Source organism: Hydrogenophaga sp. ZJX-1, from assembly GCF_048590325.1.
Classification (GTDB): domain Bacteria; phylum Pseudomonadota; class Gammaproteobacteria; order Burkholderiales; family Burkholderiaceae_C; genus Hydrogenophaga.
Genome location: NZ_JBMBRA010000003.1, coordinates 81,957 through 100,449, shown reverse-complemented (window position 1 = coordinate 100,449; position 18,493 = coordinate 81,957). Strand labels below are relative to the sequence as shown.

Annotated in this window: 16 protein-coding genes and 1 pseudogene; 5 read left to right on the top strand and 12 right to left on the bottom strand. The window is 67.1% G+C overall.

From position 1 onward, the window contains the following. Positions 1-14 precede the first annotated feature (14 nt). Positions 15-275, bottom strand: a complete 261-nt coding sequence (locus ACN5W5_RS09315; protein ID WP_420048265.1) for a hypothetical protein — start codon at positions 273-275, stop codon at positions 15-17. A gap of 538 nt (positions 276-813) precedes the next feature. Here ACN5W5_RS09315 and ACN5W5_RS09310 point away from each other — a divergent pair. Continuing rightward, positions 814-4,587: a PAS domain-containing protein gene (locus tag ACN5W5_RS09310; RefSeq protein WP_420048264.1), complete on the top strand. Its 3,774-nt coding sequence runs from the start codon at positions 814-816 to the stop codon at positions 4,585-4,587. 29 nt (positions 4,588-4,616) lie between these two features. Here ACN5W5_RS09310 and ACN5W5_RS09305 read toward each other — a convergent pair whose 3' ends face one another. From ACN5W5_RS09305 to ACN5W5_RS09270, 8 genes and pseudogenes are all read right to left on the bottom strand, one after another. Beyond that, complete coding sequence (locus ACN5W5_RS09305; RefSeq protein WP_420048263.1) at positions 4,617-6,929, bottom strand: catalase; 2,313 nt, start codon at positions 6,927-6,929, stop codon at positions 4,617-4,619. Between the two features lie 60 nt (positions 6,930-6,989). Beyond that, a complete protein-coding gene (locus tag ACN5W5_RS09300) occupies positions 6,990-7,277 on the bottom strand; it encodes a hypothetical protein (RefSeq protein ID WP_420048262.1) in 288 nt (95 codons plus the stop codon). Between the two features lie 34 nt (positions 7,278-7,311). Beyond that, a complete protein-coding gene (locus ACN5W5_RS09295; RefSeq protein ID WP_420048261.1) occupies positions 7,312-7,629 on the bottom strand; it encodes a hypothetical protein in 318 nt (105 codons plus the stop codon). A 235-nt stretch (positions 7,630-7,864) separates the two neighbouring features. Further along, a pseudogene (locus ACN5W5_RS09290) lies at positions 7,865-8,044 on the bottom strand (phospholipase D-like domain-containing protein); the annotation flags it as partial. A gap of 55 nt (positions 8,045-8,099) precedes the next feature. After that, entirely contained in the window at positions 8,100-8,318 is a 219-nt protein-coding gene (locus ACN5W5_RS09285; protein ID WP_420048260.1) for a hypothetical protein, read from the bottom strand. A 180-nt stretch (positions 8,319-8,498) separates the two neighbouring features. After that, the gene (locus tag ACN5W5_RS09280) at positions 8,499-8,876 is read right to left on the bottom strand and encodes a hypothetical protein (RefSeq protein ID WP_420048259.1); all 378 of its coding nucleotides are present in this window, start codon (positions 8,874-8,876) and stop codon (positions 8,499-8,501) included. A 19-nt stretch (positions 8,877-8,895) separates the two neighbouring features. Continuing rightward, positions 8,896-9,366, bottom strand: a complete 471-nt coding sequence (locus ACN5W5_RS09275; protein WP_420048258.1) for a hemerythrin domain-containing protein — start codon at positions 9,364-9,366, stop codon at positions 8,896-8,898. A 145-nt stretch (positions 9,367-9,511) separates the two neighbouring features. After that, positions 9,512-10,498 carry a hypothetical protein gene (locus ACN5W5_RS09270; RefSeq protein ID WP_420048257.1) on the bottom strand — a complete coding sequence of 329 codons (987 nt, stop codon included), beginning with the start codon at positions 10,496-10,498 and terminating at the stop codon, positions 9,512-9,514. A gap of 286 nt (positions 10,499-10,784) precedes the next feature. Between ACN5W5_RS09270 and ACN5W5_RS09265 the strand changes: the two genes are divergently transcribed. Then, entirely contained in the window at positions 10,785-11,798 is a 1,014-nt protein-coding gene (locus tag ACN5W5_RS09265; RefSeq protein WP_420048256.1) for an alpha/beta hydrolase family esterase, read from the top strand. 32 nt (positions 11,799-11,830) lie between these two features. On the opposite strand, the gene ACN5W5_RS09260 is transcribed toward ACN5W5_RS09265, so the two are convergent. The 3 genes from ACN5W5_RS09260 to ACN5W5_RS09250 all read right to left on the bottom strand — a co-directional run bounded on the left by ACN5W5_RS09260 (position 11,831) and on the right by ACN5W5_RS09250 (position 14,092). After that, the gene (locus ACN5W5_RS09260; protein WP_420048255.1) at positions 11,831-12,106 is read right to left on the bottom strand and encodes a hypothetical protein; all 276 of its coding nucleotides are present in this window, start codon (positions 12,104-12,106) and stop codon (positions 11,831-11,833) included. 160 nt (positions 12,107-12,266) lie between these two features. Beyond that, a complete protein-coding gene (locus tag ACN5W5_RS09255; protein ID WP_420048254.1) occupies positions 12,267-13,106 on the bottom strand; it encodes a plasmid replication/partition related protein in 840 nt (279 codons plus the stop codon). Between the two features lie 50 nt (positions 13,107-13,156). Continuing rightward, complete coding sequence (locus tag ACN5W5_RS09250; protein ID WP_420048253.1) at positions 13,157-14,092, bottom strand: LysR family transcriptional regulator; 936 nt, start codon at positions 14,090-14,092, stop codon at positions 13,157-13,159. A gap of 114 nt (positions 14,093-14,206) precedes the next feature. Here ACN5W5_RS09250 and ACN5W5_RS09245 point away from each other — a divergent pair, with 114 nt between their 5' ends. The 3 genes from ACN5W5_RS09245 to ACN5W5_RS09235 are packed head-to-tail and all read left to right on the top strand — an operon-like array spanning position 14,207 to position 18,490. Beyond that, entirely contained in the window at positions 14,207-14,536 is a 330-nt protein-coding gene (locus ACN5W5_RS09245; protein ID WP_420048252.1) for a hypothetical protein, read from the top strand. Position 14,537: 1 nt separating this feature from the next. Then, positions 14,538-16,463 carry a 1,4-alpha-glucan branching protein GlgB gene (gene glgB, locus ACN5W5_RS09240; RefSeq protein WP_420048251.1) on the top strand — a complete coding sequence of 642 codons (1,926 nt, stop codon included), beginning with the start codon at positions 14,538-14,540 and terminating at the stop codon, positions 16,461-16,463. After that, positions 16,460-18,490 (top strand): alpha-1,4-glucan--maltose-1-phosphate maltosyltransferase, encoded by a 2,031-nt coding sequence (locus ACN5W5_RS09235; protein ID WP_420048250.1) that lies wholly within the window; start codon positions 16,460-16,462, stop codon positions 18,488-18,490. The genes glgB and ACN5W5_RS09235 overlap by 4 nt, the downstream gene beginning before the upstream one ends. Positions 18,491-18,493: the final 3 nt, after the last annotated feature.

The window sequence follows — 18,493 nt, the reverse complement described above, 5'->3', positions numbered from 1 at the left end:
TTGGCTCCTGTGCGTCAGTGGCGCGTTGGGGGTGAAAGGCCCGGGTCGGTGCTGAGAGGGAGGTGTTCGCCGGGCTGGTGCGGCTCGCGGATCTCGGGTGGGATCTGAGGCGGTATGTCCAGCGGTTCCAGGGGCTGCGGCACGCCGTCGGGTGACGGCGCTTGCCCCGGCGGCAGCGAAGGCTCGGGTTCGGGCCAGGGCACGGGCGACGGGACCGGGATCGACGCCAGGACAGGCGGTTGGGCGGTGACGGGCAGGTCAGCGAGGCGGTTCATGGAACGGGCCTTTCAGGGTGGGCGAGGGCGCCTGGAAGCGGTTATCCGAGGCTGGAAAGGAGATCATTCACCCCGCCGTTGCCCCCGGTCTGTGCGCTTGCGCACACCCCAGTGCCCGGAGTGGGTGTGCTGTCGCACAGACGCCTTGATGGCGCGCGCCATACTGAACCCAACAGCCCGTCACGCAAGGGGTTCGCCCGATGGTCCTGGTCGGCGATGACGATGTGTTCATGCGCTCCCGGCGCTGTCGGGAGTGGACCTCGGCCGGGATGCGCATCGAATCCGGTGTGCCCGGCGGTGATCGTGGTCAATAAGTACGCGAGCCTATGGGGCTTTCGGCGATGTATCTCTACACTCCGGGTTTTCTGTGTGGCCTGCGTGGCCAGCAGCGCTGGCCGCTGAAACCAGGATGCTCGGCCAGACCGACACGTTCGATTCCCTCCAACAATCCCATGACCGCACCGCTCTCTCCAGCCACCACCGCCGGCAAGGCCGGGAACCCGGCGCGTGCCCTGAGCCTGCCGCGCAGCGTCCTGTGATGCTGGCAGGTCCCCCTGACGCCGATCCCGGCCGCCAGGCGCGCATCGCCGCGCTCATCGAGACCCTGCACGATGTGGAGCAGCAGCTGCAGGCGTTGACAGCGGATGAAATCGACACCGTGACCAACCGGGCTGGCAGCAAGCTGCTGCTCACGGTCCGGGATCCGGCGGTGGCAGCCGCGCTGCGGGCCGAGCAGGCCTACGTTCGCAGTGCGGAACTGCTGCAAGCCGTGGCCAACGGCACGCCCGACATCGTCTATGTCAAGGACCTGCAAGGTCGGTATCTGCTCTGCAACAACGCCCTGGCCCATTTCACGGGGCGCACGGTCGAACAGATCCTGGGTTGCGACGACCGGGACCTGTACGACGCAGCGGAGGCCGCGCAGATCGTCGAGAACGACCGCACGTTGTTCGCAACGGGCGAGGTGCACACCTCAGAAAAATGGCTCACCGGCGTGAGCGGCCGGCGTGTCTTCAAATCGACGCGTGCGCCCTACCGCAACGCCCGGGGCGAGGTGATCGGCGTCATCGGCGTCGCCCGCGACATCACCGACGAGCGGCTGGCCGAGCAGGCACTGCGCGACAGCAAGGCGATGCTCGACATGGCGGGCCGCAGCGCCAAGGTCGGCGGCTGGACCTTCGACGTGGTTCAGCGGCGCCTGCACTGGTCCGACATGGTTGCCGGCCTGCACGACGAACCGGCCGGCTATTCGCCCTCGATGGAGCAGGGCCTGGCCGCCTTCGCCCCCGAGCACCGCGCCGCTGTCCAGGCAGCCGTCCAGCGCTGCATCGCGTCCGGCACGCCCTACGACCTGGAAGCCGAGAAGGTATCGGCCACCGGACGCCGTTTCTGGGTGCGCACCATCGGCGAAGCGGTGCGCGACGCCGAGGGCCGCATCGTGCGCATCCAGGGCGCGCTGCAGGACATCACCGAGCGCAAGCTGGCGGCGCTGGAGACCCAGAAGCTGGCGCAACGGCTGAGCAACACGCTCGAAAGCATCAGCGACGCTTTTTTCACCGTCGACCGCGACTGGCGCTTCACCTACATCAACCGCGAGGCCGAGCGCCTGTGGGGGCGCACGCGCGGCACCATGCTCGGGCGCGTGCTGTGGGAGATCTACCCCGAGGGGGTGGGCACGGTCTTCGACCGCAGTTACCAGCGTGCGATGGGCGGTGAAACGGGGGTCACCTTCGAGGCCTTTTACCCGGCGTTGCAGGCCTGGTTCGGCGTCGACTGCCACCCGACGGACGACGGGCTGTCGGTGTACTTCCGCGACGTCACCGCCACCCGCGCAGCGCGTCAGCAGCTGAATCTGCTCGAAGCCAGCGTGGCGCAGTTGAACGACGTCGTCATCATCACCGAGCCGGCACCCGAACTGCAGCACGGCCGGCGCATCGTGTTCGTCAACGATGCCTTCGTGCGCCTGACCGGCTACGCGCGGGAGGAGGTGATCGGCCGGTCCCCCGGCTTGCTCGACGGCCCCTCGACGGACGCGGCCGAGCTGGCGCGCATCCGCGACGCGGTCGACTGTTTCGCGCCGGTGCACGCCGAACTGATGCGGACCACCAAGGATGGCCGGGAGTACGCCGTCGAGATCGACATCACACCGGTGGCCACGGCCGGCGAGGGCTTCACGCACTTCGTCTCCGTCATACGCGACATCAGCGAACGCCGCCGCAGCGAACAGACGCTGCTTGAGCTGAACGCCGGGCTCGAAGAACGGGTGCGCCACCGCACCCTGGAACTGGAGCAGGCGCGTGAGCTGGCCGAGCAGGCCAACCGCGCCAAGTCCGCTTTCCTCGCGACGATGAGTCACGAGATCCGCACGCCGATGAACGGTGTGGTCGGCATGATTGACGTGCTGGAAGAGAGCCGTCTGGACCCGGAACAGCGCGAGCTGGTGAAGACTGCGCGCGAATCGGCCTACGCGCTGATGGCCATCGTCGATGACGTGCTGGACTTCTCGAAAATCGAAGCCGGCCAGTTCGACATCGATCACGAGCCGATGGACGTGACGGCGGTTGTCGAGGGGGTCAGCGATGCCTTGTACCCCTTGGCCGTGAACCAGGGTGTCTGCCTCCACCTGTACACCGACCCGCGCCTGCCGCCAGGCATGCTGGGCGACGCCGCGCGGCTGCGGCAGGTGCTGATGAACCTGGTGGGCAACGCGATCAAGTTCAGCCACGGGCTGTCGCGACCCGGCTCGGTGTCCTTGCGCGCCCTGCGCGTGGCCGGCCCGGCCGGCGGCGACACGCTGGCGCTGGAGGTGTCCGACAACGGCATCGGCATGGACGCCGACACCCAGGCGCGCCTGTTTTCGCCGTTCACCCAGGCCGACGCCAGCACCACCCGGCGCTTCGGCGGCACCGGGCTGGGGCTCAGCATTTCGCACCGCCTGTTGACGCTGATGGGGGGCGAAGTGACGGTGCGCAGTGCGGCGGGTGAGGGGTCGACTTTCACGGTGCACCTGCCCATCGTGCGGGAGCGGTCCGACAACGGGACGAAGCCCGCGCCGATGCCGCAGCCGCTGGCGGGACTGTCCTGCCTGGTGGTGAGCGCTGCCGCCGGTCCGGCCGCCGATCTGGCCGACTACCTGAACCACGCGGGCGCCGTCGCGAGCTGCCTGCAGACCGTGGCGCAGGCGCAGGCGTGGTTGCGCCGTGTCGGCCCCGGGCGGTGCGTCGTCGTCATCGCCGGCGCCAAAGACGCCACCGAAGGCAGCGAACCGATGCTCGCGGCCTGCCGTGCCGTCGGGTCGGAGCGCCCCGAGCTGGCGCTGGCCTTCGTGGTCATCGAGCGGGGCAGCCAGCGCCGGCCGCGCCTGCAAAAGGCGGACCCGATGTGGCTGTACGGTGAATGCCTGCACCGCGACAAATTCCTGCACAGCGTGGCCCTGGCGGCCGGGCTCCAGCCGACGGAGGCACCGGTCGAGCCGCCGCTGGCCGGGGAGGACACCGTCCCGGTCCCGCGGCATCCGGCGCCGCAGCCTGATGCGGGCCGCCACGAAGCGAAACCGTTGATCCTGGTGGCGGAAGACAACGAGATCAACCAGCGGGTCCTGGCCCAGCAGCTCTCGCTGCTTGGTTTCCGCTCCGAGATGGTGGCCAACGGTGCCGAGGCCCTGGCCTGCTGGCGCCAGAAGGGCCATGCCCTGCTGCTGACCGACCTGCACATGCCGATCATGGATGGCTACACGCTGGCCGCCGCGGTGCGGGCCGAGGAGGGTGACGGTCCGCGCCTGCCCATCATCGCCTTGACCGCGAACGCCCTGCGCGAGGAAGAACTGCGCTGCCACCAGATCGGCATGGACGTCTACCTGAGCAAGCCGGTTCGCCTGGCACAGCTGAAATCGACCATCGATGCCTGGCTGCGGCCCGCGTCAGCGCGGCCGAGCGGGGCCGTGGCCGTGGCCGACGAAGCGGCCACCACCGCATCGCCACCGGTCAACCTCGGCGTGCTGGCCGATCTGCTCGGTGATGACACGCAGGGGGTGCAGGAGGTGCTGGCGGCCTTTCGGGCGGGCACGGCCGGCTCGGCGCTGGCGATGGCCCAGGCCCACGCCGGCGGCGAGGTGCGGACCATGTCGGATCTCGCCCACAAGCTGAAGTCGACCGCACGGGCCATCGGCGCGGCGCGCCTCGGTCAGATCTGTGCCGACATCGAAGAGACCGCCGTCACACGCCCCACGCCGCACATCTCGGTGCTCGATCCGCTGATGGCCGATTTTGAGATCGAGCTGCGAGCGGTTCACGCTTTTCTCGACCAGCGATAGGACCGTGGCGGCGACAGCCGGTGCCTCACTCAGGGCGCCAGCGCGCCCGCTTCGCGTTCGGGATGGCGGTGTCTGCCCAGCGCGGTGATGAAGTCCGCCACCGCAGGGGCTGCTTTGGCGGCGGCACCGATCACCATGCCCGGATCGGCTTCGCCGCTCGCCAACGTCGGCGAAGCGCCCGCCTGTTCGATCAGCGCCTTCGAGGCCCCGAGCGCGAGCAGGGTCTTGCCATGCCGGTGCTGGTTCGAGATGAAGTCCATCACCTCGATGAGCGCACCGAGCGCCTTCACACCGGCGGCACCGTCGGGCAGCACGAGACCATCGAACAGCACGGGGGGCGAGTTCTCCAGCGTACCGGTGGCGTCGAACGGCTCGCCGCTGGCGGGTTTCACCGGCCCCAGGCGCGGTGCGATCAGGTGCACCTGCGCACCGGCGGCCCGCAGCGCCGCTTGCGCGGTGACCACCGACTTGCCGTCCACGCCATCGGCCACCAGGATGGCGACGCTGCGCGAGCGAATGCCGCCGTCACCCGGCAGGGCCATCAGTGACAGCGCGGCCGACGTGGTGACCTCGGGCGCCGTGGGATGCGCCAGTGCCTTCGGCATGGCCTTGGGCACGGCGATGCCCAGCCCCGCGGCAACGGTGGCGGCGAGTTCTTCGGACACGTTGACGAGCGACGACACCATGCGCTCGCGGATTGCCGGCACCGTGAGCTTGCTCAGCTCGAAGCGGAAGCCGCCCGCGATGTGGGCCTTCTCGACGGCGGTCTGGCTCTGATAGAAGAGCGTGGCCTGGGTGTAGTGGTCGGCAAACTTCTCGGGCTTGCCGCGCAGCTTGTCGCCTTCCAGCGGCTGCGGAAACGAGACGAAGCCCGCAGCGCCGGCCTGGAAGGGGCAACCCCCGCCCAGCGAGTTGGGCTCGTAGGCGACACGACCCCGCGGGATGGCCTGGCGGTGCAGCCCGTCGCGCTGGTGGTTGTGGGGGGCGGCGAGCGGTGCGTTGATCGGGATCTCGTGGAAGTTGGCGCCGCCCAAGCGCGTGATCTGGGTGTCGATGTAGGAGTGGATGCGCCCGGCCAGCAGGGGATCGTTGCTGAAGTCGATGCCCGGCACCACGTGCGCGGTGCAGAACGCCACCTGCTCGGTCTCGGCGAAGAAGTTGTCCGGGTTGCGGTTGAGCACCATGCGGCCCACCGGCGTCACCGGCACCAGCTCTTCGGGGATCAGCTTGGTGGCGTCGAGCACGTCGAAGCTGAAGGCCTCGGCCTGCGCCTCGGTGAAGATCTGCAGGCCGAGTTCCCACTCGGGGTACTCGCCCGCTTCGATCGCTTCCCAGAGGTCGCGGCGGTGGAAGTCGGAGTCGGCGCCGGAGATCTTGACCGCCTCGTCCCACACCAGCGAGTGCGTGCCGAGTTTGGGGGTCCAGTGGAACTTGACGAAGTGCGACTCGCCCGCCGCGTTGACCAGCCGGTAGGTGTGCACGCCGAAGCCCTGCATCATGCGCAGGCTGCGCGGAATGCCGCGGTCCGACATCACCCACATCAGCGTGTGTGTGGTCTCGGGGCTGAGCGAGGCGAAGTCCCAGAAGGTGTCGTGCGCCGAGGCGGCCTGCGGCATGCCGTGGTGCGGCTCGGGCTTCACCGCGTGCACGAGGTCGGGGAACTTCATCGCGTCCTGGATGAAGAACACCGGGATGTTGTTGCCCACCAGGTCCCAGTTGCCTTCGTCGGTGTAGAACTTGACGGCGAAGCCGCGGATGTCGCGCGCGGTGTCGGTCGAGCCGCGTTCGCCGGCGACGGTCGAAAAGCGCACGAAGACGGGGGTGATCTTGCCGGCCGCCTGGAACGGCGCGGCGCGCGTGAACGCCGTCATCGGCTCGTAGGCCTCGAAGAAGCCGTGGGCCGCGGAGCCGCGGGCATGCACGATGCGCTCCGGAATGCGTTCGTGGTCGAAGTGCGTGATCTTCTCGCGCAGGACGAAGTCTTCGAGCAGCGTCGGGCCGCGCAGCCCGGCCTTGAGCGAGTTCTGGTTGTCGCCGATGGCCACGCCCTGGTTCGTGGTCAGCACCTGGCCCGATGCGTCCGAGCGTGCGCGATCCAGGTGGCTGCTCTTGGCCGACACGTTGACCTCGCTCAGCGTGCTGGCCGACGCTGTGGGCGAGTCGCTGGACACGGTGGCGCCACGCGGCGGCGTGACAGCGTTCTCGCGGCCGAAATCCAGCGCCTTGTTGGCGTTGTGAGGCATCGCTGCGGCGAGCGCCTGTGCGGCGGCGCGCTGTTCCGCCTGCGGGGGGCTCTTTGGCCGCGGGTCGCCTGCGCTCTTGACCTTGGGTGTGGACTTCATGGGAGACCTCGTGACGTGAAAGGTAAAAAAATGCGCAGACGTCTTCGCCTGCAGGGGGTATCAGCCGCCCGACGGTGGCGGCTTGCCACCCGGGCCGGGCACCAGTCGGGCGCGGCGCTTCGCGTCCAGGCCGGGGGTGGCACGCATGTCGGTGTCGACCAGGCCGGCGTCGATGTCGCGCTGGGCCTGGACCATCTGGGGGTCGGGCGCCTTGGCCGTGGCGTCGACCGATTGGTCGCGTTCGTGAGGCAGCGGCATGTCGGGGTTCAACCTGGGCGGCTTCGCGCCACGCGGCGGTGTGGCCACCTGGCGGCCGACGGGATGCCGGGCTCTGGCGTTCAGGGACATGGGGTTACCTCGATGGGGTGATGGCTGGGCTGACTCACTTGACCGCCGGGCTGAGCGGTGCCGAGTGGTCGTTGTTCTGACCGGGCAACAGCTTCTGTTCGGACGCCTGCTTCGGCTTCCTTGTGCCGTCTGTTTCCCCCAGCGCCGGATCCGTTCTGGCTTCGGCCCCGGGCGGGAAGACCGACTCGGCGGGCGGCAACGACGGATCGGAGGCCGGTCCTGCTGTGGCACCGTATCCGTCCGGCACCGGCTGGTTGACCACCGGCGCGGTGGGGGCCTCCGGTGTCTTGTCACAGGCGCCCAAAAGCACCACACATGCGCAGAGCGCGATCAAGGTCAATGGCGTGTTCATGCAGTTCCTCTGTTGGTTGGCAGGCTCATGGAGCGAGTGGGTTGCGCGCGCATCGGATGACATGCCCATTGCGCGCAACCGAAGGGGTTCACGAGGGGGACCATGCTCTTCGTCGGCGCCGGTCGCGTCTGTGCGGAACCGAACGTTTCCGCGAACGGCAGGACCCAGCGCGTGCTGATCGAAACGGCTCATAGCTGCGTGCCCAACAGGGAAGCCAGCGTTTCACCCAGGCGCTCGCGAAGGCCTTGTCGACGACGTTCAGCGTCGCTTCGTCGTTGAGCCGGAAGGAGCGGTTGTCGAAGTTTGTCGAACCCACCGAGACCAGCAGGCCGTCGACGATCATCGGCTTGCGGTGCGTCCGGTTGTTCATGCGCCCGAGGTGTGTCCAGCGGGGCCAGCGTGCCATCGGCGTCACCTTCTATCGGGACGGTGCGGCGTTGCTTTGCCTGCAGGGGTGTGGCGAGAAGCGCTCATCGCGTCCGCTTGGTTCGGGCTGCGGGTTTGGCGGCGGCGGGCTTGACGGCGGCGTTCCAGACCTTCAGGTTCTCGCGGGTCGCCTCGGCGATGGCGGCGTTCACCTGCCGCTTCGCCTCTGCGCTGGCCTGGCCACGCATCGAACCGGCCACGCTGTTCGCCGTGCTCAGCCACATGCTCATGAACGGGTTTTTCTTCAGCCAGGGATTGGACATGGTGCGCTTTCGATGTTTGACGTGGAAGGACTCAGCGAACGCCGGAAGTTCCGGCGGTCCGAGCCCTGAGCAAGGTGTGTGTTTTCATCGGTGAACCTCGTGTTGGCACAGGGGGCGGTCCCGCTCCATGGCCGCCTCGTGGCGGCCATGGTTTTCAAGGGCCGCGGCCTGTGGCGAACGTCAGCGCCTGACGCGCACGATCAGCGCGCCCAGCACCATCGCGGCGGCCACCGCAGACAGCGGATGACGCCTGACCGTGCCGCGCAAGGCTTCGGCCCATTCGTCGCGGGTGGTGCCCATCTGGTGAGCGGTTTCGCGCAAGCTCGCTTCAGCGCCTGACAGGCTTTCGCCCAGTTGCCTGACCTTGGGCGCCGCGCTGCCGGCGAGGCGATCAACGGCATCGTGCGCCGCGTGCACCACCCGGTTCAAAGAGGCAACGGCCGCTGGCGGGGCTTTCTCAGACCCCGGCAGCATGGAGGTGTCGGGCACACGCTCGTGGTGATCGCTGGTGACCCAGGGGACTGGCGGTGCGGCATGGGGTTGCATGGTTTCGTTCATGTCGGGCTCCTGGGGTTGGTCAGGCGGTCTGGGCCAGCAGTTCGTCCTTGCGGGCGGCCATTTGTGCACCCAGATCGTCCATGTCCAGCGACGAGGACTTGGCCTTGGGGAACATCTCGTTCTGCTCTTCCTTGACGTGGTGCTTCACGTACTCCGACAGCACCTTGACCTTGGCGTCGTACATCTCGCCGTCGGGCTCGAGGCCTTCGATCTGTGCGATCAGGTCCTTCACACTGGTGTGTTCCACCGTGGCTTCGGGCACCAGCAGCTTGTCCTTCAGCGCCGTCTTCACGGCGGGATAGAAGATTTCTTCTTCGATCTGTGCATGCACGCTGAGCGCCGTGCAGATCTCGGCGACCAGGGCCTTCTTCTTCGGGATCGAACGGCTCTTTTCGTATTCGGCAAACATCTCGCTGACGGCCGCGTGGTCGGCTTTGAGCATGGCGATGGCGTCTTTCGGTGCGGGGGCAGTGGTCTTGGTGGTGGTCATGTTGAGTCTTTGGACAGGTGGGGGGAGAGATGGGACGGTGTCAGGTGAACAGGGCGATCAAAATGATGATCGGGATGGGGATGCCGAGAAACAGCAAGAGCAGGGATCGCATGGTGGCCTCCTTGGGTTTGTGGGAAAACAGGGTTCAGGCGTCGCGGCGCCGACCACCGAACGTGGCGGCCAGGCTGGCGACGAATGCGCCGACGAGCAGCGAAACGAACAGCCAGAGCGCGCTGTAGGCCGAGGCCTTGCGTGCCTTGTCGGCCGCATCACGCGCAGCCACTTCCGCGTCGTTCAACCTGGCCTGCGCCTTGGCGTAGACCTCAGAGACCCGCCTCTGGGCCTCGGGCTGCGACAGCCCGGTGCGCTGGGCCACGATCTGGCCCACGTGGCGGATGTCTTCGGGTGGCAGAGGCTCCGAGCGGCTGACGTTCATGAAGATCCGGCTGACCTCGGCCGTGTCCCTGCCAGAGGCGCGTTCACTGGCCGCCGTGTCGACTTGCATGCCTTCGGTTCCCATGGCGGGTGCTGCGGTGGCGGCATCACGCCGGAACAGCGAGTCGACAAAGTAGCCCATCGGACCGCCTTCGTCGTCATGCGCCATGCCTGCCGAGGCCGCGGCGCTCCCGACGGCGGAGCTGGCCGTGCGGGCAACGCCACCGACCACCTGGGCACCAGCCTGCACACCACCGCCAATGATCGAGCCGATGACCGAGGTCAGCAGCGCGGCGGTGGCCAGTGTTGCCACGGCCCAGGCCAGAAAGCCGTGGGCGGTGTCGCGGAAGTACACCTCGTCGGTGCGCGCATCGGTCCACTTGGTGCGCAGGCGGCCGGCGAGGTAGCCACCCATCCCCGACGCCAACAATTGCGTGAGCGTCAGCCACACGATGGTCGAGATACCGAGGGTCGCTGCGCTCACACCATCCTGGGCCCAGGGCGACACGGAAGACAGGCCGAGCCCGACACCGAGGATCAGCAGGATCAGGGACAGCGATGCAGCAGCGGCCCCGCCTGCGGCGATGGCGCCCCACGAGACAGCGCTGCTGAGCGGCCTCGTGTTGTCGGCGATGCTGCCCCGGAGCACGCGGGCGCGGGCAAGGTCTTCAGCGTTTGCTGTGGATGCAATGGCCATCGGAACTCCTTTCGGCGAAGAGCGGGTCGGGTGCCGGGACTTCCGTCACCTCGTGCTTTGCGCAGGGCGGACCGTAAGGACACGAGCCAGGGAGGTCTGTTCGCTTTCGCACACTGCTTCGCGTAGACCAAAGCGTCGAAAGGCCGTGACGCCCGTGGCGGGCGATCCTGAAAAACTTCATCACCCTGGCCGCGAAGTGGGCTGGGTTTTGCATACCCCTACGGATCGATGCTGGCACCAGCGTGCACCCCGCAACGGATGCGAAGGGCCATGCAGAATGACCCGAATGAAAAAACGATCACGCCCGTCCGCTTGGGCCAAGAGCTTCGAGCGGAGCCTCAAGGCGATGACACGCCTGGCCACCGCTTCCCGTACCCGGGCGCTCAAGAAGACCCTCAAGCCCGCGGCGGCCAAGCGCGCACCGCCGCCCGGTGCCGGCGCGTGGATGCCCGGCGTCGTCATGGGCGCGGCCGGCGCCCGGCGCTTCAGGGTCTACCGCCCGCCGGGTGTCGAGTTTGGCGAGAAGCTGCCGCTGGTGGTGATGCTGCACGGCTGCGGTCAGGACGCCAACAGCTTCGCCGCGAGCACGCGCATGAACCGCATCGCGATGCGTGAACGTTTTCTGGTGCTCTACCCGGAGCAGGACCGCCTCGCCAACGGGCAGGGCTGCTGGAACTGGTTCGACACCAAGACCGGCCGTGCCTATGGCGAAGCCGCCTTGATCATGCAGGCGGTCGACCAGGTCTGCCTGCTGCATCCCGTGGACAAGACCCGCGTGGCCATCGCTGGCCTGTCGGCTGGTGCGAGCATGGCCGCCTTGCTGGTCACCCGGCACCCGGGGCGCTTCAAGGCCGTTGTCATGCATTCGGGCATTCCGCCCGGCACCGCGCACTCCACCCTGTCGGCGCTGGGCGCCATGCATGGCCATCGCGTGACGACCCCGTTGATGACCACGCCGAACGCGATGGAGGCCCACTGGCCACCCCTGCTGGTGATCCACGGTGACGCGGACGCCGTGGTCTCGCCCAAGAACGGCCAGGCCGCGGCGCAAGTCTGGGCCCACGCGGCCGGGGCGAAGGCGAGCGAGGCGCGCAGCGTGCAACGGGGCCAGCGCTACCCGATGTCGGTCACCGATTTCAAACGCAAGGGCAGCACCGTGGCGACGCTGGTCGCCGTGAGCAAATTGGCCCACGCCTGGAGCGGAGGCCTCGCGAGCAAGGCCTTCAGCGACGGCCAGGGGCCGGATGCGTCGCGCATGGTCTGGGCTTTTGCGGCCAGGCAGTTTCGGGCCGCGGCCTGAGCGCTGGCCAGGGCCGGTGAACAGGCTGTTCGTCAGGCCGCACAGGGCCGCAGCAGGGGCTCGTGGTGGTCTGGGGCCGAAGGCGTGGTCTGCACCGTGGGGCACGAATAGTCACGACCGACCATGGCGCGCGCCCCCAGGTAGGTGTTGCGCAAGTGCTCGGTCAGGGCGTTCATGTCAACGTTGCCGGCTTCGTCGCAGGGCACGGTGACATCTTGATCACGGCCATCGTGCGACAGGAATCGCAGCAGATAGGCGCAGGCTGCCGGGTCGCAGACAGCGCGCGGCAGGACAGATGGGGTGTTCATGAGGTTTCCTTTCTCACGCTGGACGCTGAGCGTCAGGTGTTCCAGGATCCCAGCGCCTACCCAGTTCGTCGAACCGCCGCGTGAGGACACGATACGGCAAACAGTGGCGCCAGTACGCGCCAAAAAAAGCGGCTTGACTGTGCGGGCGCGTACACAGCCTTTAGAACGGCACCTCTTGCCCTGAGCGCAAAGCCTCCAGCTGCTGACGCAGCGCCGCGTTTTCCGCCTGCAACTCGCTGACCTGGGCACGCAGGCGCTGCAGTTCATCGCCCGCTTCGTCGGCCGGCTGATCGGCCGGTTGCTCTGGCGCCGCTTCCGACGGTTTGCGCTTCGCGTCGCGAACCCGCTTGGCCGCCAGCTTGAGCTCGTCCTTGCCGGCCAGCGCGGCGGCCTTCTGCTCTTCGGCCGGCAGGCTGGCCACGGCGGCCGCCGCGTTGAGCGAGATCGCCCCGGACTTCAGCGCCGCCACCAGCTCGGGCTCGGCCTGCTTCTGGATCTTTTCGATCATCACCACCTGGCTGCTGCTGAGCCGAGCCGCCCGGGCGATGTCTTCGCGGCTGTTCAGCGGCCGGGGCTCGGGCACGGGCGCTGTGGCCACCGGGTGGGCTGCAGGCGCGTCCGGCTCATCCGGCTCGGGCGATGTTTCCTCGCGCGGCGCAGCCAGAAAGCGGGCGCGCCGCTCGGCGATGATTTCGCGCTTGCGCAGCGCCAGCACGCCGCGCTGGAAGTCCGACACGCTGCGCCGGCCCAGGTGCTGGTCGATCATCCACAGGTGCACGTCCTCCATGGACTGGAAGCGCGGGTTCTGCACCGTCTCGAAGGGCAGGCCGTGTTTCTGGCAGATGCCGTAGCGGTTGTGCCCGTCCACCAGCACGTCGCCCCAGAGCACCAGCGCATCGCGGCAGCCCTCGGCCAGGATGCTGCGCTCCAGCGCCTCGTGTTCCTCCGGGGTCAAGGGGTCGATATAGGCTTTGAGTTCCGGGTTGACAGTGATGTTCATGAAGTCGGGGTTCGGGGAATGGCTTGGGGGCGCGAATTGTAGAGGGCGGGCTACGACGAGGCGCGCAACGCGATGGCGGCATTGGCGAGCGCGGGGCCAAACGCGCGCATCAGGACCTGAATGCGCGCGGCGTCCTTCAGTTCCGGGTGCGTGACCAGCCACAGAGGCGTCACCAGTTCCTCGATCGAGGCGGTCAGCGGTTGCAGATCCGGAATGCTCGACTCGACAAACGCCGGCAACAGGGCAATGCCGATGCCGGCGCGTGCCATGTTGGCGGCGTGGCTGAAATTGTCCACGCGCAGCACGACCTGATCGGCGGGCACGCGCCTGGCCAGCCACCGGTCGAACTTCAGATCGTGGGCGTCGTGCTCGAAACCGATCCAGCGTCGTTGGCCCATCAGGTCATCGATGTTTTGAAGGGGCAATTTCCCTCGCCCTGTCCGGCGCGTGAAGACCTTGAACTGAAGGTCGGCCAGCCTTCGACCCACCAGCCAGTCCGGCACCGTGTCGGCGATGCGGATCGCGATGTCGGCCTCACGTCTTCTCAGATTGACGTGTTCCCGGGTGCTGACCAGCTCGATCTGGACGTCCGGGAACGACGACCTGAACTGCGCCAGCACCGAAGGCAGCAAATGATCGATGACGATGGACGACACGCTCACGCGCACGTTGCCACTGGGACGCAGGTCTGCACCGCTGGCGCGCATCTCGGCGCCGATGGCCAGTGGCTCGAACTCTCGCGCCGCCCGTTCGATCTCGTGACCCGCAGCGGTGAGGGTGTAACGAAGCCGCCCGCGATTGAACACCTTGGTCTTGAGGCGCGACTCGATCAGATCGAGCTTGCGCAGCAAGGTCGAATGCGTCATGCCGAGTGGCGCGAAGGCCTTCGCCACGCTGCCATGGCGCGAGACCGCCAGCACGGTCTGGAAGTCGGACCAGTTCAGCAGGAGTCGCCGTTCGTCGGGATGGGTGGTTGCTTGTCGCATGGGGGAATAGGGGTGTATCTGGTGCGCAACCGGCTGCTCACATGATCATTTTTGCAAACTTCGACTTTCAAAATTCAGCTTAGTTTCGCAGGGTTCATAAGTTACTGTGCAGATATGAAAGAGAACACGAAGTCGGGCGCTGCATCGCGCCGCAAGCGTTCTGCGGCGGAACCGAAGAACCTGATGACGCTTGCAGCAGGCCCGGTTCCCGAGCAGGTGCTGGTGGAACTGAAACGGCGTGTGCTTGAAATCGAGGTCGGATACCGCGAGGTCGCCCAGAAGATGGGGCAGCTCTACATGTACGCCGATCAGCAAGGGCTGGCCTTCCTCACCCGTTCTCTTGATCGACCGATGCGCAATGCAGCCGACAACGAACGCGCGATGGTGTCGATCCTCGACGAACTGCGGGTCACCTCAAGCCGCCGCCTAACCGGAAACAACTGAAATGAACAAGCCACTCCTGCAGACGACCGCGGACCGGCCCGGCAGAGCCCTCGGAGAACAGGACATCCACCTGTTCCGCGAGGGCACACATTCGCGGCTGCACCAGAAGCTCGGGTGTCACCTGCATGCGACGGGGGCCAGCTTTGCGCTCTGGGCACCGAACGCCCGGTCGGTCTCGGTGATCGGTGACTTCAACGACTGGAATGCCGATGCCCATCCAGCCCAGGCGCGTTCAGACGGCTCGGGCATCTGGGAGCTGGATGTGCGCGGCGTCGAGGCAGGGCAGCGCTACAAGTTCGCGGTCTTCACGCAAGCCGGTGAGCGGCTCGAGAAGGCGGACCCCTTTGCGTTCCGCGCCGAGCTGGCGCCGGCCACCGCATCCGTGGCCTGGCCTCTGGATGGTCACGCGTGGGCCGACGGTGCGTGGATGGCGGGTCGCGCGACGACCCGTGCGCTGAATGCGCCGATGTCCGTCTACGAGGTACACCTCGGGTCCTGGCGGCGCGGCGAGGGCGGGGAGATGCTCGACTACCGCAGCATGGCGTGGTTGTTGGCGCAACACGTGACGGATCTGGGGTTCACGCATGTCGAGCTGATGCCGATCACGGAGCATCCGTTCTATGGCTCGTGGGGCTATCAGACGACCGGCTATTTCGCGCCGACCTCGCGCTACGGAACACCGCAGGACTTCAAGTTCCTCGTCGACACGCTGCACCAGGCGGGCATCGGGGTGATTCTGGACTGGGTGCCATCTCACTTCCCTGCCGACGCACACGGGCTGGCGCAGTTCGACGGCACCCACCTCTACGAGCATGCCGATCCGCGGCAAGGGTTTCACCCGGAGTGGAACTCGTCGATCTTCAACTACGGGCGCAACGAGGTGCGCTCCTTCCTGCTGTCGAGTGCGATGTTCTGGCTCGACGAATACCACATCGACGCCTTGCGTGTGGACGCCGTGGCCTCCATGCTCTACCTCGACTACTCGCGCAAGGCCGGCGAATGGATCCCCAACGTGCACGGCGGACGGGAGAACCTGGAAGCCATCACTTTCCTGCGCGAGCTCAATGAATCGGCGTACCGCGACCATCCCGGTGTGCAGGTGATCGCCGAGGAGTCCACGGCGTGGCCGATGGTGTCGCGGCCCACCTACGTCGGCGGCCTGGGCTTCGGCATGAAGTGGAACATGGGCTGGATGCACGACACGCTCAGCTACATGCAAGAGGACCCGATCCACCGGCGGTGGCACCACGGGCAGCTGACGTTTTCGCTCGTCTACGCTTTCAACGAGAACTTCATGCTGCCCCTCTCGCACGACGAGGTGGTGCACGGCAAAGGGTCGCTGATCGAAAAAATGCCCGGCGACGACTGGAAAAAGTTCGCCAACCTGCGGCTGCTCTACGGCCACATGTGGGCACACCCCGGCAAGAAGCTGTTGTTCATGGGGTGCGAATTCGGCCAGCGACGCGAATGGAACCACGACCGCGAACTGGACTGGGGCCTGATCGACGGCAGCGTAATGCACGGCGGCCTGCAGCGGTGGGTCGGGGATCTCAATCGCCTCTATCGCAGCGAGCCCGCGTTGCATGCGCTCGACTTTGATGCCGCAGGCTTCGAATGGATCGATGGCGCCGACGCCGAAGGCAGCGTGCTGAGCTATCTGCGCAAGTCGGGCGAAGGCGACGCGGTGCTCGTGGTGGCCAATTTCACACCCATGCCGCGCGAGAACTACCTGGTGGGCGTGCCATCGCCGGGATACTGGCGCGAACTGCTCAACAGCGACGCGACGCTGTATGGCGGCAGCGGCGTGGGTAACCAGGGCGGCGTCGACAGCGTGCCCGTCGCGGCGCACGGCCGCTTTCACGCGTTGAACCTGCAACTGCCGCCGCTGGGCGTGCTGTTCCTGAAACTGGAAGGAGCTGCGTCGTGAGCCTCGACAAAGAAGTCCATCCCATCGCCCTGACCGATGGCCGTGTCCGCGTGGTGATCGAGAACATCCAGCCGGCGGTGGACGGCGGTCGCTTCCCCGTCAAGCGCATCACCGGCGATGAGGTCGTGGTCGAAGCCGACTGTTTTGCAGACGGCCACGACGTGGTGGCCTGCATGCTGAAGTGGCGCAGCGCCGGATCGGCCTGGAAGAGCACGCCGATGAAGCCGCTCGGCAACGACCGCTGGCGTGCCAGCTTCGTCGTCGACGCGCTGGGCATCTGGGAATACGCGGTCTGTGCCTGGGTCGATCCGTTCCAGTCCTGGCGCCATGATTTCGCGCGTCGTGTCGATATCGACGACGTGCGGGTCGCCGCCGCCTCCGGGGTCGGCCTGATCGATGAATGCGCGGCGCGTTGTGACCGTGTGGCCGATGCCGAACTGCTCCGGGCATGGTCGCGCGAACTCGCGCAACTCGCCACCGACGCCCAGGCCGACGTCGATGCGTTGAAGCGCGTTGGCGATGACGCAGCGCGTGCCGCCGTCGCCTGCCGCCACCCCGATCTGCGCCACGCGTTCACCCACCCCCAGACCTACGCTGTCACGGTCGAGCGTGAGCGGGCGCGCTTCTCCGCGTGGTATGAGTTCTTCCCCCGATCGGCGTCAGACGACGCCAGCCGGCACGGTACGTTCGCCGACTGCGAAGCCTGGCTGCCCTACGTCAAGCGCATGGGATTCGATGTGCTGTACTTTCCGCCGATCCATCCGATCGGACGGTCGCGTCGCAAAGGAAAAAACAACACGCTCGACGCCAAGGCCGACGACCTGGGCAGCCCGTGGGCCATCGGCGCCGCCGAGGGCGGGCACACGGCGATCCTCGGTGAACTCGGGACGGCCGCTGACTTCAGGCGGCTCGTCGAGCAGGCCGCCCGGCTCGACATCGACATCGCGCTCGATATCGCGTTCCAGTGCGCGCCCGACCACCCGTGGGTGAGCGAGCATCCCGACTGGTTCAAGAAGCGTGCGGACGGCAGCATCCAGTACGCCGAAAACCCGCCGAAGAAGTACCAGGACATCTACCCCTTCGACTTCGAGAGCGCCGACTGGCGCGCGATGTGGCTCGCGCTGGCGGGCGTCTTTGAGCACTGGGTCGCTGAAGGGGTGCGCGTGTTTCGCGTGGACAACCCGCACACCAAGGCCTATCCGTTCTGGGAGTGGGTGATCGCCCGCGTGCGCGCGCTGCAGCCCGAGGTGGTGTTCCTGTCCGAGGCCTTCACACGGCCGCGCGTGATGCACCGGCTTGCCAAGGTGGGCTTCAGCCAGTCGTACACCTACTACACCTGGCGCAACACGAAGCAGGAAATCACCGACTACTTCACCGAGCTGACCCGCGGCCCGGGCCGCGAGTACTTCCGCCCCAACGTCTGGCCCAACACGCCGGACATCCTGCCCGCTGCGCTCCAGTACGGTGGACGCCCGGTCTTCATGGCCCGGGTGGCCATGGCAGCGACATTGGCCGCCAACTATGGGATCTACGGGCCGGCTTACGAATTGCTGGAGGCGCAGGCGCTGCGTGCCGGTGGCGAGGAGTACCTCGATTCGGAGAAGTTCGAGCGCCGCGTGTGGGACCGCACGCGCGCCGATTCGCTGGCCGAGTTCATCGCGGTGCTGAACCGCGCCCGGCGCAGCAACCCGGCGTTGCAGAGCGATGCCGGCCTGCGATTCCTGAACATCGACAACGAGCAGATGATCGCCTACGCCAAGACCTCTGCCGACGGTGCGAACACCGTCGTGTGTGTGGTGAACCTCGATCCGCACCACACGCAGAGCGGCTGGATCGAGCTCGAACAGGACACCCTCGGTATCCAGCCCGGGCAGGCCTACCAGTTGCACGATCTGATCAGTGGTTCCCACTTTCTCTGGCACGGGGCGCGCAATTTTGTCAGCCTGGACCCCCAGCGCTCGCCCGTCCATGTGATGGAGCTCCGGTCGCGCCTGAAGCGCGAGAACGATTTTGACTACTTCCTTTGAGAG

What these genes read in the sequence shown, in the direction of transcription:
- ACN5W5_RS09250 (WP_420048253.1), bottom strand. Translation starts at nt 14,092, where the DNA reads ATGCGACAAGCAACCACCCATCCCGACGAACGGCGACTCCTGCTGAAC.
- glgB (WP_420048251.1), top strand. Translation starts at nt 14,538, where the DNA reads ATGAACAAGCCACTCCTGCAGACGACCGCGGACCGGCCCGGCAGAGCC.
- ACN5W5_RS09300 (WP_420048262.1), bottom strand. Translation starts at nt 7,277, where the DNA reads ATGTCCCTGAACGCCAGAGCCCGGCATCCCGTCGGCCGCCAGGTGGCC.
- ACN5W5_RS09315 (WP_420048265.1), bottom strand. Translation starts at nt 275, where the DNA reads ATGAACCGCCTCGCTGACCTGCCCGTCACCGCCCAACCGCCTGTCCTG.
- ACN5W5_RS09310 (WP_420048264.1), top strand. Translation starts at nt 814, where the DNA reads ATGCTGGCAGGTCCCCCTGACGCCGATCCCGGCCGCCAGGCGCGCATC.
- ACN5W5_RS09255 (WP_420048254.1), bottom strand. Translation starts at nt 13,106, where the DNA reads ATGAACATCACTGTCAACCCGGAACTCAAAGCCTATATCGACCCCTTG.
- ACN5W5_RS09265 (WP_420048256.1), top strand. Translation starts at nt 10,785, where the DNA reads ATGAAAAAACGATCACGCCCGTCCGCTTGGGCCAAGAGCTTCGAGCGG.
- ACN5W5_RS09260 (WP_420048255.1), bottom strand. Translation starts at nt 12,106, where the DNA reads ATGAACACCCCATCTGTCCTGCCGCGCGCTGTCTGCGACCCGGCAGCC.
- ACN5W5_RS09245 (WP_420048252.1), top strand. Translation starts at nt 14,207, where the DNA reads ATGAAAGAGAACACGAAGTCGGGCGCTGCATCGCGCCGCAAGCGTTCT.
- ACN5W5_RS09275 (WP_420048258.1), bottom strand. Translation starts at nt 9,366, where the DNA reads ATGACCACCACCAAGACCACTGCCCCCGCACCGAAAGACGCCATCGCC.
- ACN5W5_RS09270 (WP_420048257.1), bottom strand. Translation starts at nt 10,498, where the DNA reads ATGGCCATTGCATCCACAGCAAACGCTGAAGACCTTGCCCGCGCCCGC.
- ACN5W5_RS09305 (WP_420048263.1), bottom strand. Translation starts at nt 6,929, where the DNA reads ATGAAGTCCACACCCAAGGTCAAGAGCGCAGGCGACCCGCGGCCAAAG.
- ACN5W5_RS09285 (WP_420048260.1), bottom strand. Translation starts at nt 8,318, where the DNA reads ATGTCCAATCCCTGGCTGAAGAAAAACCCGTTCATGAGCATGTGGCTG.
- ACN5W5_RS09280 (WP_420048259.1), bottom strand. Translation starts at nt 8,876, where the DNA reads ATGAACGAAACCATGCAACCCCATGCCGCACCGCCAGTCCCCTGGGTC.
- ACN5W5_RS09295 (WP_420048261.1), bottom strand. Translation starts at nt 7,629, where the DNA reads ATGAACACGCCATTGACCTTGATCGCGCTCTGCGCATGTGTGGTGCTT.